This is a genomic window from Ruminococcus flavefaciens (assembly GCF_900119075.1).
Classification (GTDB): Bacteria; Bacillota; Clostridia; order Oscillospirales; family Ruminococcaceae; genus Ruminococcus; species Ruminococcus flavefaciens_Q.
In genome coordinates, this window is record NZ_FPIP01000005.1 from 85,179 (window position 1) to 98,686 (window position 13,508).

The window sequence follows — 13,508 nt, forward strand, 5'->3', positions numbered from 1 at the left end:
GCGCTCGGAAAGCGCCCCTACACGGGACGTCGAGGACGCCGTCCCCTACATATTTACGGCAATATAACAGGATTTGCGGACTGCCAAAGGCAGCCCTTACAGGTTGTACATTACAAAAAAACGGGCGCACACTGTGCGCCCCTACTAATCACTATTCACTAATCACTAATAACTGAAAAGGGCAGGCTCAAAGCCTGCCCTTTTTATTAACCCATTATGATCTCAACTTCGTGTGTGCCGCCGCTGCATACAGGAATTACGCATCCCTCTACTGCCTTGCCGTCAACTGTCATAGACTTTACGCCCTTGCAAACGTGTGCAGGGTTCTTGACTGTGATGTTGAATGTTGCTCCGCGGAACTTACGAACTGCTGTGAAGCCGTCCCACTCGTGAGGAATGGAAGGATCTACCTTGAGTCCGTCGAATACAGGCTGTACGCCCAGAATGTACTGAGAAATAGCAACCATGTTCCATGCTGCTGTACCTGTCAGCCATGAGTTCTTGCCCTGACCGAAGTTCTTTGCGTCCTTACCGCCGATCATCTGACCGTATACGTAAGGCTCTGTCTTGTGTATATCAGATGTCTCCTCAGTGAATGCAGGAGCTATCTTGCTGTAGTACTCAAATGCCTTGTCACCGCGTCCTACATATGCCTCAGCACAGATTATCCATGCATTGTTGTGTGTGAAGATACCTGCGTTCTCCTTGTATCCGCCGGGATATGTGGAGATCTCACCGTACTGTATATAGTACTTTGTGAATGCAGGGTTATTGAGAACGAGACCGAACTCGCAGTTGAGGTACTTGTCGATAGAGTTGAGAGTCTTGATGTCAGCTCCCTGATCCTTACCTATCTCGGACATAACTGCAAAGCCCTGCGGCTCGATGAATATCTTGCCCTCTTCGCACTCCTTGGAGCCCATCTTCTCGCCGTTTGCGTCGTAAGCTCTGATGAACCAGTCGCCGTCGAATGCGGATTCCATAACGTTCTTCTTCATCTTGTCGATCTCAGCCTGAGCCTTTGCAGCTTCGTCAGCCTTGCCGAGATGCTGGAGAATGCCTACGAATGCAGGACCAGTGTATGTGAAGAGTGCTGCAACGAATGCGGACTCAGCTATCTTGGAGTAGCCGCCCTCTGCTGCAAACTTAGGATTGGTGTAGGTCTGGAAGGACTCACCGGGAGTATCTGAGAAGCATGAAAGGTTGATACAGTCGTTCCAGTCAGCTCTCATTGCAAGCGGGAGACCGTGAGGTCCGAGGTTGTTTACGATGTGATAGAAGGAAACGTTGAGGTGCTCGAGCATTGTGTGCTTGCCGTTCGGATCATCGTCGAAAGGAACGTTAGCGTCGAGAATGCCCCAGTCGCCTGTCTCCTTGATATAAGCTGCAACAGAAAGTATCATCCAGAGCGGATCGTCTGAGAAGTCGCCGCCGATATCAGCGTTGCCCTTCTTTGTAAGTGGCTGGTACTGGTGATAGCAGCCGCCGTCTGAAAGCTGTGTTGAAGCGATGTCGATAAGTCTCTCTCTTGCACGCTCAGGTATCTGGTGTACAAAGCCGAGGATATCCTGATTGGAGTCACGGAAGCCCATTCCGCGTCCGATACCGCTCTCGAAGTAAGAAGCGGAACGTGAAAGATTGAATGTTACCATACACTGATACTGGTTCCAGATGTTTACCATTCTGTTTACCTTGTCATCAGGTGTGTTTACATTGAAGATAGAAAGGAGCTCTTCCCATGTATTGCGGAGCTCTTCAAGACCTGCTGCTACCTTCTCGGGAGTGTTGTACTTCTCGATCATAGCATAAGCCTTTTCCTTGTTGAGTACCCATGTCTCTCTTGTGAGGAGATTTGCAGGCTTTTCAGAAGCGAACTTCTTGTCCTGTGGGTTCTCAGCATAGCCGAGGATATAGATGAGAGTCTTGGACTCGCCGGGAGCGAGAGTTACCTTCTTGTAGTGTGAAGCTACAGGTGACCAGCCGTCTGCAAATGAGTTTGCAGGCTTGTCAGCCTTTACTGTCTCAGGGTTGTCCCAGCCGTTGTAGATGCTTCCGAGGAAGGAATCACGGTCTGTGTCGTAGCCGTCGATAGTATCGTTTACAGTATAGAAAGCGTAGTGGTTACGTCTGTCTCTGTACTCTGTTACGTGGTAGATAGTTGAACCCTCTATCTCAACACGTCCTGTGGAGAAGTTTCTCTGGAAGTTTGTGCAGTCGTCCTGAGCGTCCCAGAGACACCATTCAGCGATAGAGAAGATAGAGAAGCTCTTTGTCTCGTTGCTCTCGTTTGTGAGAACGACCTGCTGAACTTCACCGTCGTAGTTCTGAGGAACGAAGAATGTTACCTCAGCCTTGAGTCCGTTCTTCTTGCCTGTGATAACGGTATAGCCCATACCGTGACGGCACTCATAGAAATCGAGAGCTGTCTTTACAGGAGACCAGCCGGGGTTCCAGATAGTACCGTTGTCGTTGATATAGAAATAACGTCCGCCCATATCGAGAGGCACGTTGTTGTAGCGGTAACGAGTGATACGTCTGAGGCGTGCGTCCTTATAGAAGCAGTAGCCGCCTGCTGTATTAGAGATAAGTGAGAAAAATCCCTGATTGCCGAGATAGTTTATCCACGGATAGGGAGTCTTAGGGGAATTGATAACATATTCCTTCCTTGCGTCGTCAAAAAATCCGAACTTCATAATTATACTCCTTTATTTTTGGTGACAAAAGCGGCATAAAAACCGCATTTGTATTATTATACCATATATTTGCATATAATACAATAGATTAAGCAAAAATTGCGTTGTATTTTTTTCAAGTCCTTTTTTGTGCACATTGTCCTACTTTTATGTCTGTTTTTAGAGAACCCTGTGGACAGACAGAAGCATTTTCGGCGCGAGACATCACAGCTGAAAAAAGGGCGGATAAAAGGAGCCCCCTCTGGCGGATCGCAGGTTATATTTACGAGACTGTAATTTCAGGCTCAATAACCATATTTTCCGCTAAGGAGAGCAGCCTAATATCCGCCCCTACAGTTATTATAATTTTGTGAAAAATCTCTCGTGTGCCTCGAAAACGTCTCCCGGCTTTACCTCGCGGTAGCCTGTAACATCGGCAGGCATACTGAGGTTTGGAGCGTCTATCATCGCTGTCATCGGCTCGGGGCAGAAATAGTGGTTGAAGCCGCGGTCGTTCCAGATTATCCAGAAGCCGTACTCCTCGGATACCTCGTAGCAGAGCTTCTTGCCGCTGGCAGTATCCTCTGCGATTACGCCGTGGAACTTCTCGCCGTCTATGTCGATATATCCGCCGAAATACATCTCGTTGTCAACTACCTGCAATACGGGCTTCTTTGAGCCGTTGCTGTACTCGAGGTCGTGCATTGTGGGCACTTTCAGCTGTCCTGTGGGCAGACAGCGCTCGTTGAGCTCGCAGCGCTTGCCTATCGGCACTGTCAGGCGGATATCCTCTTCCTTTGCGCCGTCAACGAATGGAGAATTGATAGTTGTATGTGAAGCCAGCGACATGGGAAGAACCTTTTCGCCGTCCATGTTGATAAAGCGGATATTCTGCTCAAGTCCCTGCTCCGAGAGAGTAAATGTGTACTCTGCTGTGAAGCGTACAGGGAGATACTTGAAGAACTCGTCCTTTTCGTCGTATACATAGCGAGTCTTTACCCATGCGCAGTTGTCGTCAGCCTTGTACTCAACGACTTCATGTGCTCTCTTGTGGAGAAAGCCGTGGATATGGTTGTTATAGGGCGCAGGCTCGTTCACGGGGAGCTGATATACTGCGTCAGATGTCTTCAGTACGCCGTCTGCAAAGCGGTTGGGCAAGTAAAGTGTGGGAAGTCCCCATACCTCTGCGGACTGTTTGATAGCGTCGGGAGTATTGCTCTCCACAAAGCGGAAGAACTCCAGACCGTTGACGTTGTCGCGGAGTCGGATAACGTTTGAGCCTATCTCGTTGGCTACCCATGCTTCATAGCCGCCTGCGCTGAGTTTTACGCAGGTCATGCCCTTCCAGTCGAATAATTCTGCTGTGTTGTTCATTTATATCACATTCCTTTTAAATGTATTTTAACTTTGATTTTTTACGGCCCTTACTATAAGAGCTCCTATGCGGAACAATATCGCCCATATACAGCCGCCGACCATTACGAACCACATGAAAATCAAGCCTATGCCGCCTAAAATCCGGTGACCGAACAGCATTGTCATGTCAAGGCTGTTTAAAACAATGAGCATTACCAGTGTTATCACCCCATAAGCTATGAGATACATCGGCGGTATCCACTTTGTGAGACACTGACTGCCAAGCCTTTTCTCCATATTGAGGAAGAATACAGGCAGTGCAAAAAGAAGCAGCCCCTCGATGACCATAACATTCAACGCCGAATTATCTTCCTGTGTGATGATGTCGTATGCGCCTGCCGCAAGATATATCACCAGCGGACAAATTGTCCCCATGAGGTAGGACTTGCAAAGAACTATGGTTTTCATGATGTCATCAGTCCATTCTGTTTTCCATGTCGGTGTACTCGCGCATAGGCGATATTGCCTTGTACGCAGGACGGATTATCTTGTTGGAGTTTATGAGCTCCTCTATTCTGTGAGCCGACCAGCCCGATATTCTCGCAGTTGCGAAAAGAGGCGTGAACAGCTCGTCGGGTATGCCCAGCATACGGTATACGAAGCCGCTGTAGAAGTCAACGTTTGCACAGACGCCCTTGTAGATGCGGCGTTCCTCGGCGATGGCCTCGGGAGCAAGACGCTCCACCAGCGAATACAATGCAAATTCCTCGTGTCTGCCCTTTTCCGAGCTGAGAGACTCTACAAAGCCCTTGAACACCTTGGCTCTCGGGTCCGACTGTGAGTAGACTGCGTGTCCCATGCCGTAGATAAGTCCTGCATGGTCAAAGGCTTCCTTGTGGAGCAGTTTGCGGAGATAATCCTTTACCTCCTCCTCATCGGTCCAGTCCTTTACGTTCTGCTTCATATCGTCGAACATCATTGCTACCTTGATATTTGCGCCGCCGTGCTTGGGACCTTTCAGCGAGCCCAGTGCAGCCGCGATAGCGGAATAGGTATCGGTTCCCGATGACGAAACAACGTGTACCGTGAATGTGGAGTTGTTTCCGCCGCCGTGCTCTGCGTGGAGCACTAATGCCAAGTCCAGTATACGGGCTTCGAGCTCGGTATACCTGCCGTCCTCACGGAGCATATAGAGAATATTCTCAGCTATGGACATATCGGGCTTGGGACTGTGTATGAAAAGGTCTCCGCCCAGTCTTGCGTATCTGTAGGCGTGGTATGCGTACACTGCAAGCACAGGGAAAAGAGTTATGAGCTCTATGCTCTGTCTCAGCACGTTGGGCACCGAGATATTATTTGCTTTATCATCATATGAATACAGCGCAAGAACGCTCTTTGCAAGAGTATTCATCATATTGTCTGTGGGAGCTTTCATAATAACGTCGCGCATGAAATTGGACGGGAGCTCGCGGAAATCCGCAAGTATAGCCTTGAACTCTGCAAGCTCGTGCTCCGAGGGCATTTTTCCGAAAAGAAGAAGATATACGGTCTCCTCAAAGCCGAAGCGCTTTTCCTTTATGAAACCTGCGACGATATCCTCAACGTCGATACCTCTGTAATACAGCTTGCCGTCACCATGATTGGGCATTCCGTCGCCGCTGTCTATTACTTTGATAGTGCTTATATTGGTAAGACCTGCAACTACACCGTTGCCGTTTATATCGCGGAGTCCGCGCTTTACATCGTACTGTGTGTAGAGCTCGGGATCTATTTTGTAGCCTTCAAGCGACATATCGGCAAGCTTTGTGATCTCTGGTGTGATGTCTGAAAATTTGTATCTCATGTATCGTCATCCCTTTCTTTTTACGAATAGTAGTAATAAATATGCATATTACAATTATATTTGATTTTGGTAATTTTGTCAAGGCTAAACAAAAAGTTATTTTCTTTGTCAAAGAAAAGATGTTAAATTTTATTATTTCTCTTGAAAAAAACTGTGCGGTATGGTAAAATATATTTGTCGGTTTTCTGCCGATTCTTTTAAAGGGATAAGGGAGATGATACATATTGGAATCAGTTGAATATAAATGCCCCAATTGCATGGCAGACCTGAAATTCAATCCTGCAAGTCAGAAGCTGGAATGTGAATTCTGTCTCAGTGCATTTACGGTAGAGGAAATAAAGAAGCTCTGTGAAAGCACCGAGAACAGTATCCCTCAGGAAGCTGTCCAGATGCAGGAGGACTTCGCAAATCACACACATCTGTACCGCTGCAAAAGCTGCGGTGCTGAAATAATGGCGGACGACCAGCAGACAGCGACTTTCTGCTATTACTGCCACAACCCTGTCATTCTGGCAGGCAAAATGGGCGGCGAGTTCAAGCCCGATAAGGTCATCGGCTTCAAGCTCACAAGAGACAATGCTATCTGGAACTTCAAGAAATGGATAAGCAAGCGCTGGTTCGTGCCAAAGGACTTCAAATCCGAGCAGCAGCTCGAAAAGCTGACAGGACTTTACGTCCCGTTCTGGGTGGCTGACTGCGATATCAACATCGATTATCACGCCACAGGCAAAAAGATAAGGAGCTGGGTATCGGGCGACTACCGTATCACCGAAACTCAGGAATACGACGTTGTCCGCCGCGGAAGCCTCACTACAAGAGGTATCCCTGCCGACGGCGAGACCAAAATAGACGACCTGCTCATGGAGTCTATCGAGCCCTACGACTACAGAGAGCTCCATGACTTCTCAATGTCCTATCTCAGCGGCTTCTATGCGGATAAGTACGATGTTGACAAGGCGTCGGTATTTCCGCGTATCCGCGTCCGCGCAACGCAGGCGTGCGCTTCGCTCGTAAAGAACTCGGTCAACGGCTACAGCAGCGTAACCCCCATGGTCGAGAACTACGACATAAGAAGGACTAACTGGAGCTATATGCTGCTCCCTGTATGGTTCATGTCATATAAGTACAAGGATAAGGTCTATGAATTCGCTATAAACGGACAGACAGGCAAGCTTGCAGGAACTCCGCCCCTTTCAAAGGGCAGGCTTTGGCTGGCTTGTCTCGGCTTGGGAGCGGCTGTTGCGGCTGCCTGCGCTCTGATAGGAGGTGCTCTCTTCTGATGAAACGCCTTGTATCATTTTTAATGACGGCTATTCTCTGCGTATGCATGGTGCCGCTGCTCACAGGCTGCTCGGAGCCCGAAAACGACTACGCAGGCTGGAACGGCAACTATCAGGACTCTGTCCTCATAGACGATAGGGATCTTTTCACGGAAACTCAGAAAAGAGAGCTTGATGAAGCTATACAGCAGAAATCCAAGGAACTGGAAATGAATATCCTTATCTACGTCGACGGTACTTACCGCAGCGACGCCGATACAAAAACCTTCTGCGACCAGACCTATGATAACTGGTTCGGAAACGACACCGACGGTCTTATGTATTATCTCGACCTTTCGGGTAAAACACCTGCATACGACTATATCTCAACATCAGGAAAGGCTATACTGCTCTATGAGGAAAACAGGGAGCTCATTTTCAACCACATGGATAATTACCTTCCTGCTTCAGGTCAGGAGATAAAGCAGGAGCAGATATACGATGCTATTGAGGAATTTCTGTCTCAGCTCAGCGTAAACGCAAAAAGCACCACCTCAGGTACCAGCTTTTACCACGACAAGAATAAGGGAACTTATATCTACTATAAGCACGGCGAGCTCTATATCACTCACAAAAAGCCCCTTATCATCTGGGTACGTATATGGGTAGTTTCAATAATAATCGGCCTTCTTACAGCACTCATCACTTTCCTTGTATCCAAAGGAAAGTATACCTTCAAGGCTAAGACCAATCCCAGCATTTACCTGTCAAAGGACGCTGTGAACTTCACTCAGAGGAACGATCAACACATCAGGACTTACCAGTCGAGAAGCAGGATATCCTCAAGCAGCAGCGGCGGCGGTCATCGCAGCGGCGGCGGCGGTCACCACAGCGGCGGAAGCCACGGCGGCGGCGGTCATCACAGATAAGCTAAATATTGCAAAAAAAGCTCCCGAAACGGGAGCTTTTAGTTTTTGCTTCGTAACACATATAATGAAAAATTTATCCGTGAAAGTTGCTTTTTTTGTGCCTTTATGGTATAATCAGCGAAAAGGGGGTATTACCATGAAAAAGTATGAAAACGACAACATGAATTACGACGAAAACGGCAATTACTATAACTCGGACAACGACAGCGCATACAACGGACTTGCGAAAACATTCGAAAAGATACTCGGTATTCTTCTGCTGATATGGTTTGCAGTTACCGTAATACTTATGATAGTGTTATCCCAGAGCAGCGGAAAGAGCAACAGCTGGCTGATAGTGATACTGTTTTTCCAGCTTTTCGCGGTTTTCGGAATATTCGGCATAGTGTCCGAACTTATCAAAAAGCAGCGATTCCAGGCAGGACTGCTTCTTCCGCTTATAATAGGCGCAGGCGGCTGTATCGTCACACTTCTGATACACAACAGCGAGGGCGAAAAGCGCGAGTTCATACTGAAGCTCCTTGCGGTGCTGTTTCCTCTGATATTTGCAGTAATAGGCATAGGCATCGTAGTGGACTCACTGAGGGCAAAATACCACACAAAGAAAGTGTGTACCGAGCCTATAACCGCAAAATGCGTAGATGTATCCACGAATTCGACTACCGTAAACGGACGTACCACATATAAATATGTTCCGACCTATGAATACGAGTACGAGGGCGTACAATACACTTCAACAGCCTATAAAACGCCCGAAGACCGCATAATAGGCGACAACTATGAAATCCTCGTCAATCCGAACAAGCCAAGAGAGATATACGACGCGACTTCTGTAGATGCAGGAGCAGCAAGCATAGTGCTGACAGCGCTTTTCCTTATCGGACTTCCTGCAGCTATTTCCGCACTGGCTGCATATTATCTGCTTATCGCACCGTAAGCGGTGGGATTTTTCCAAAAAATGAATATATTGCATTATCCGTGCAAAACTAAAGGCAGACCATTCGGTCTGCCTTAGTTTATCAAAAAAATCAATTTACCAATTAAAGGGATTCCAAAGGGACTGTGTTCCTTTGGCAGAGTCCAGAGACAGCGTCTCTGGTGGGGCGTGGGGCAAAGCCCCACAGTTATAAAGCGCTTCGCAAAGGGTGAATCCCGAAAACAATCCAGTGAATTGTTTTCGGGAGAGGGAACGCCTTGCAAGTGAAGGCGTTCCCTAATAAATTGAGCTTAGTGACAGATAAAGGCAGACCATTCGGTCTGCCTTATTTGTTATCAAAGCTTTTTCTTTTCAGCCTCTATCATCTTGATGAGGTCGTCTACCGACATATTTGACGGAGACTTTTTCTTTTCCTCCTGCTCGCTCTTGCTGATGATATCGGAGATATCAGGAGTGCTGCTCTTCTTCACAGGCTTAGGAGCTGCTGTTGAAGGAGCTGACTGGCTTCTCAGCGGAGTTGTCTTAGGAACGTCGTTCCTTGACATCTCAGCAAGCTGGCTCTTGGAAAGGATACCTGTATTGTCTGAGATAGGCTCTGACGGAGCAGCAGGTGCGGCAGCCTGAGGAGCGTTTGCATTTGCAACAGCATTCTTGATATTGAATGTGCCTGTACGCTCAGCCTCAGCAGTTTTGCGGAGCATTTCCTCTCTGAGGGCGTCCGCTGTAGGAGCTGTAGATGAAGAACCGCCGACGTTTCTTGCAGCGAACTGGCTCTCAGCGCTTCTCTGAGCCTTGAACTGCATTGTGCGCTCTCTTTCCTTCTGGTAAGGAGAATCAGGATTGACCTTCTTCTGGCTGAAGTTCTCGGCGATAGACATCTTCTTGCGCTCGAACTCATTGCTTGGCTGTATCTCCTGAGAAGGCTCGAAAAGCGGATTAGCGGACTTGTCGTGAATATTCTTCTTGCTCTCCGAGATAGCTCTCTGCTTTTCCTTCTCGTCGTACTCGTAGAAGTCGAACTCGTCATCGAAGTCGTCCTCGCCCTTGCCCGAAGCAAGCTTAGCGATGAGGAAGATAACGAGGAGCACACATGGGAGCACAAGAAGGAAGATGATACCCTTTATGCTTGAAGCGAATCTGATAAGAGCACCCAGCTCAGCGCTTTCGGTGTGACCTGTACAGATAGCCGCGATGTTTTCCTTTGAGATAGAGTCCTCGCTGCCTACGTTAGTAGCGTCGGCAGTGATATACTTGATAGTGCCGTCCTCGGCGGTAACAACGTCGTAGATGCTGAGGACCTTGAGTGTATTGGGATCAGTTGCGGGATAGCAGAGAACGATGTCGCCCTTAGCGATAGCCTCGTCCTTTGCGTCGGGAGAGATAAGGCAGGCGCCCTTTGTGACGTTGTCGCCCATGTTGTCGGCTTCCTTTACGATGTAGAAGTATCTGCCGAAGAGCTTGGGAGTCTTGCCGCCCGAAAAACCGATATTAACAATGATCGAAACAACGATCAGAAGTATGCAGAGTACGATAAGTACAAATTTTAGTACCGAGAAGCGTTTTTTCTTTTCCATAATACATCACCTTTTTTTAATTCTTTTGTTGTCTTTTTTCTTTATTTTTTGCGTTACAGTCTGCTTATTTGAAACTGCTTTTTCTATTATACCACATAATAATACAAATTTCAAACATTTTCTAAGTTTTATCTTTTAAAAATATAGTAATTTTTTCAGAACTATGAGCTTGTGTTGATTCTGCACAAATCACAGCCCGATTTTTTTCTTGTACAGGCAGAATGCACAATGCTGTATTCGCAAAACAGGGCGCATACAAATTTTTCTTTGTTCAAAAGCAGCAATATATAAAATCAGTGGACAAATATTTGTTGAAATAAACACTTGAAAAATCTGATAAAGCATAGTATAATTTTAATGTATATTGTTTGTAGTGATATAGGCTTGTATCGCCTTAAATGGTGGTAGAGTGCGGGGATATTATACAAACAGTAAAAACGTCGCAAAGCGGCAGAATGGAGATAAGATATGGCTACAAAAAAAGCAAACCCTCTTATGGACAGGATCAGAGAAGAATTCCCGAGAAAGCTCCAGCTTTTATACAGCGTTTCTCCCGAGGAAGCTTCAGACAAGCAGGTTTACCATGTTCTCTCGTCGATAATCGTTGAGATACTCGGTGCGAAGAGGCAGAGCTTCATCAATCATACCAACTCTGTCGGCGGCAAGCAGGTATATTACCTTTCAATGGAGTTCCTCATGGGACGTTCACTGAAAACCAGCATATACAACCTTGAACTGGCTGACGGCATAAAGGATATGCTTAAGCAGTACGACATCAACCTCGATAAGATATACGAGAACGAGCCCGATGCAGGTCTGGGCAACGGCGGTCTCGGCAGACTTGCAGCCTGCTATCTGGACGGTCTTGCTACAACAGGCTTTCCTGCAATGGGACATTCTATCTGCTATGAATACGGTATTTTCCAGCAGAAGCTGGAGGACGGCTGGCAGACAGAGCTCCCCGACAACTGGCTCCCAGGCGGTTCGGTATGGCTGGTGCCAAAGCCCGAGCTCTCTATAGATGTCCACTTTGAGGGCGACTTGCAGGAGTACTGGGACAATCAGTATCACTACATCTCTCATGTAAACTACAATACCGTAGTTGCAACACCTTACGACCTTTACGTTTCGGGCTACGGCTCCGACGGAGTATCTGTGCTTCGTCTGTGGTCTGCAAAGGCTCCGAACTTCAATATGGAAATGTTCAACAAGGGCAACTATGAGGCAGCTCTTGCACAGAACTCTATCGCAAATGCTATCTCAAAGGTGCTCTATCCTAATGATAATCACCTCGAAGGCAAGAGCCTCCGTCTGCGCCAGCAGTACTTCCTCTGCGCAGCGTCTATCGGCGATATCGTAAACGCTCACATGAATGTTTACGGAACTCTCGAAAACCTTGCCGACAAGGTAGCTATCCACATCAACGATACCCACCCCACACTGGCTATCCCCGAGCTCATGAGAATACTTCTCGACGACTGCGGCTACAGCTGGGAAAAGTCATGGGACATCGTAACACGCACATTTGCCTACACGAACCACACTGTAATGGCAGAGGCTCTGGAGAAATGGGACGTAAACCTTGTAAAGTCCGTTATCCCGAGAATCTTCTCACTTATAGTTGAGATAAACAACCGCTACTGCCAGTCTCTCATGGAGAGAAACGGCGGCGACAGCGCAAAGACCACACGTATGTCCATAATCAAGGACAATCAGATACACATGGCAACTCTCTGTGTTGCGGCTTCACACAGCGTAAACGGCGTATCAAAGCTTCATTCCGAGATAATCAAGCAGTCCGTATTCCGCGATGAGTATGAGAATACTCCCGAGAAGTTCAAGAACGTCACAAACGGTATCGCATACAGAAGATGGCTGTATCAGTCAAACCCTGCACTTACAGACCTTCTCACCGAGACTATCGGACCTAAGTTCATCAAGGACGGCGCAGAGCTTGAAAACTTCCGCAAGTTTGAGAATGACAAGGAAGTCCTTAAAAAGCTCATGGACGTAAAGAAGGAAAACAAGGAAAACTTCGCAAAATACGTCAAGAACGAGTCGGGCATAGAGCTCAATACAGACAGTATCTTTGACGTACAGGTAAAGCGTCTCCACGAATACAAGAGACAGCACCTCAACGTAATGAATATCCTTACGGATTATGCATATCTGCTCAATGATCCGGACGCACCTTTCACACCAAAGACCTATATCTTTGCGGCTAAGGCAGCTCCGGGATACTACCTTGCAAAGCAGATAATCAAGATGATATGGGCTATCTCCGAGGAGATAAGAAAGAACCCCAAGATAAGCCAGAAGCTCTCGGTAGTATTCCTCGAGAACTACTGCGTAACTCTCTCCGAGCACCTCATGCCTGCTTCCGATGTTTCCGAGCAGATATCCCTTGCAGGAACAGAGGCTTCGGGTACAGGAAATATGAAGCTCATGCTCAACGGCGCAGTTACACTTGGTACTCTTGACGGCGCAAACATCGAGATAAAGGAAGCCTGCGGCGACGACAACATCGTTATCTTCGGCATGACCACCCCCGAGGTCAACGACCTCAGATGCAGAGGCTATAATCCCTGCGATTACTACAACAACGATCCACGCATCCGCGAGGCTATCGACCGTATGTACCACGGTATAAACGGCTGTACCTTCAACGATGTTGCAAACTCACTGAAGGACAGAGATCCTTACATGGTGCTTGCAGACTTTGACAGCTACAGAAAGGCACAGCAGTACATTACCGAGTGCTATAACGACAAGATGAAATGGGCAAAGATGTCCCTGAACAATATCGCAGGCGCAGGAATCTTCTCCGCAGACCGTGCGGTAACAGAGTACGCACACAATATCTGGCATCTTTGATGACAATTTATAAGGGGACGTTGGCTTCTTCGTCCCCTTTTTGAATGATGATTAACGGAGTGTT

At 47.5% G+C, this 13,508-nt stretch carries 9 protein-coding genes; 4 read left to right on the plus strand and 5 right to left on the minus strand.

What is annotated here, in order from left to right; genetic code table 11:
* Positions 1-206: 206 nt before the first annotated feature.
* The 4 genes from BT105_RS08965 to BT105_RS08980 all read right to left on the minus strand — a co-directional run bounded on the left by BT105_RS08965 (position 207) and on the right by BT105_RS08980 (position 5,871).
* Positions 207-2,693, minus strand: a complete 2,487-nt coding sequence (locus BT105_RS08965; protein ID WP_028514070.1) for a glycoside hydrolase family 94 protein — start codon at positions 2,691-2,693, stop codon at positions 207-209.
* 339 nt (positions 2,694-3,032) lie between these two features.
* Positions 3,033-4,046, minus strand: coding sequence for an aldose 1-epimerase (locus BT105_RS08970; RefSeq protein WP_072300397.1), 1,014 nt, complete (start codon positions 4,044-4,046; stop codon positions 3,033-3,035).
* Positions 4,047-4,073: 27 nt separating this feature from the next.
* Positions 4,074-4,496: a hypothetical protein gene (locus BT105_RS08975; protein ID WP_072300398.1), complete on the minus strand. Its 423-nt coding sequence runs from the start codon at positions 4,494-4,496 to the stop codon at positions 4,074-4,076.
* Positions 4,497-4,503: 7 nt separating this feature from the next.
* A complete protein-coding gene (locus tag BT105_RS08980) occupies positions 4,504-5,871 on the minus strand; it encodes a citrate/2-methylcitrate synthase (RefSeq protein WP_072300399.1) in 1,368 nt (455 codons plus the stop codon).
* 224 nt (positions 5,872-6,095) lie between these two features.
* On the opposite strand from BT105_RS08980, the gene BT105_RS08985 reads away from it, so the two are divergent.
* The 3 genes from BT105_RS08985 (at position 6,096) to BT105_RS08995 (ending at position 8,996) form a co-directional block, all read left to right on the plus strand.
* Complete coding sequence (locus tag BT105_RS08985) at positions 6,096-7,151, plus strand: TFIIB-type zinc ribbon-containing protein (RefSeq protein ID WP_072300400.1); 1,056 nt, start codon at positions 6,096-6,098, stop codon at positions 7,149-7,151.
* Complete coding sequence (locus BT105_RS08990) at positions 7,151-8,059, plus strand: TPM domain-containing protein (protein WP_072300401.1); 909 nt, start codon at positions 7,151-7,153, stop codon at positions 8,057-8,059. Before BT105_RS08985 ends, BT105_RS08990 begins: the two co-directional genes overlap by 1 nt.
* A 136-nt stretch (positions 8,060-8,195) precedes the next feature.
* Complete coding sequence (locus BT105_RS08995) at positions 8,196-8,996, plus strand: DUF3592 domain-containing protein (RefSeq protein ID WP_072300402.1); 801 nt, start codon at positions 8,196-8,198, stop codon at positions 8,994-8,996.
* Positions 8,997-9,331: 335 nt separating this feature from the next.
* On the opposite strand, the gene BT105_RS09000 is transcribed toward BT105_RS08995, so the two are convergent.
* Positions 9,332-10,570, minus strand: coding sequence for a hypothetical protein (locus BT105_RS09000; RefSeq protein WP_072300403.1), 1,239 nt, complete (start codon positions 10,568-10,570; stop codon positions 9,332-9,334).
* A 468-nt stretch (positions 10,571-11,038) separates the two neighbouring features.
* Between BT105_RS09000 and BT105_RS09005 the strand changes: the two genes are divergently transcribed.
* Positions 11,039-13,444 carry a glycogen/starch/alpha-glucan phosphorylase gene (locus BT105_RS09005; RefSeq protein ID WP_072300404.1) on the plus strand — a complete coding sequence of 802 codons (2,406 nt, stop codon included), beginning with the start codon at positions 11,039-11,041 and terminating at the stop codon, positions 13,442-13,444.
* The last annotated feature ends 64 nt before the right edge of the window (positions 13,445-13,508 follow it).

Excerpts from the sequence above, each read along its gene's own strand:
- BT105_RS08970 (WP_072300397.1), bottom strand. The coding sequence starts at position 4,046 with ATGAACAACACAGCAGAATTATTCGACTGGAAGGGCATGACCTGCGTA.
- BT105_RS08975 (WP_072300398.1), bottom strand. The coding sequence starts at position 4,496 with ATGAAAACCATAGTTCTTTGCAAGTCCTACCTCATGGGGACAATTTGT.
- BT105_RS08990 (WP_072300401.1), top strand. The coding sequence starts at position 7,151 with ATGAAACGCCTTGTATCATTTTTAATGACGGCTATTCTCTGCGTATGC.
- BT105_RS09000 (WP_072300403.1), bottom strand. The coding sequence starts at position 10,570 with ATGGAAAAGAAAAAACGCTTCTCGGTACTAAAATTTGTACTTATCGTA.
- BT105_RS08995 (WP_072300402.1), top strand. The coding sequence starts at position 8,196 with ATGAAAAAGTATGAAAACGACAACATGAATTACGACGAAAACGGCAAT.
- BT105_RS09005 (WP_072300404.1), top strand. The coding sequence starts at position 11,039 with ATGGCTACAAAAAAAGCAAACCCTCTTATGGACAGGATCAGAGAAGAA.
- BT105_RS08980 (WP_072300399.1), bottom strand. The coding sequence starts at position 5,871 with ATGAGATACAAATTTTCAGACATCACACCAGAGATCACAAAGCTTGCC.
- BT105_RS08965 (WP_028514070.1), bottom strand. The coding sequence starts at position 2,693 with ATGAAGTTCGGATTTTTTGACGACGCAAGGAAGGAATATGTTATCAAT.